Raw genomic sequence first — 996 nt, 5'->3', positions numbered from 1 at the left:
TTTAGGACACATATGATATTTGTTCAGTTAAATCGCATATAACTAAGCAAACTACCATTTAGAATAAAACGATAAAAATCAAATCACTAAAGAGGGATCTTCCCATCCTTAAAATAAATTGAATGAACTATATCAAAAATTTTTTTCGGTTTTATTTAAACCCTAGTAAAGAATATAACAAGCCATTCTCCATTAAACAAAAGCTGATAGGCTGTATCATCCTATTAGTTATAACTTTCGTTGCATTATTTATTTTTGAAGTAATCGTACCAGTTATATTAGTCTCATCGGGATTATTTGATAATTGGCCAAGAATAAAAAACCCTTCGGTTAATCACAATCTAATCAGTGCTCTTTCCGTTGCTTTTTTTATTCCAATTATTGAAGAATTAGTTGGGAGATTATGGATTGTTTATAACCGTAAATATTTATCCTGGTCTCTATCTATTGCTTCTGGGATCATTATTTACAAATTATTTGGAAGTAATCTTAATTTGCCTTGGTACGAGAATTATCGCTGGCTTTCTATTTCAATACTGGAATCTATTTCTATATTTTACTTTATTAAATCAAAAAATCAAAATTCATTAGAAAGATTCTGGAAGAATAATCAACGTAAGATTATTCTTCTGTCAGCAGTTCTTTTTTCAATTCTCCATTATAGACACTATGAAATAAGTTTGGAGATTATATTATTACTTCCTCTTGTATTTGCATTCTATTTCACCAGTGGACTTATCTTGGGTTACGCAAGAGTCAGATACGGATTTATATACTGTTGTATCCTTCATATTTTATATAATTCTCTTCTTTTATCTATCAAATATGTCTCATGAAAAATGCTTTAGAATTGATCGAAAACTGGAATCTTCAACTAATCAAAACAATAAATAAACTTTTCTACCTAAATGACAGCTTAAAAATAAAATATATCAATCAAAATTATTAACTTCAAATAGAATCTATTTAATTTATTTCACTTGCGTCCTAAACGTT

Annotated in this window: 1 protein-coding gene; it reads left to right on the top strand. The window is 27.9% G+C overall.

Annotated elements, in window-relative coordinates; genetic code table 11:
- Positions 1-122: 122 nt before the first annotated feature.
- Entirely contained in the window at positions 123-836 is a 714-nt protein-coding gene (locus tag L950_RS25410; protein ID WP_021191473.1) for a CPBP family intramembrane glutamic endopeptidase, read from the top strand.
- The last annotated feature ends 160 nt before the right edge of the window (positions 837-996 follow it).

It is taken from the genome of Sphingobacterium sp. IITKGP-BTPF85, assembly GCF_001006065.1.
Lineage (GTDB): Bacteria > Bacteroidota > Bacteroidia > Sphingobacteriales > Sphingobacteriaceae > Sphingobacterium > Sphingobacterium anhuiense.
Note: the sequence above shows the minus strand (reverse complement) of the source record. Positions and strands in the feature narration are given on the sequence as shown.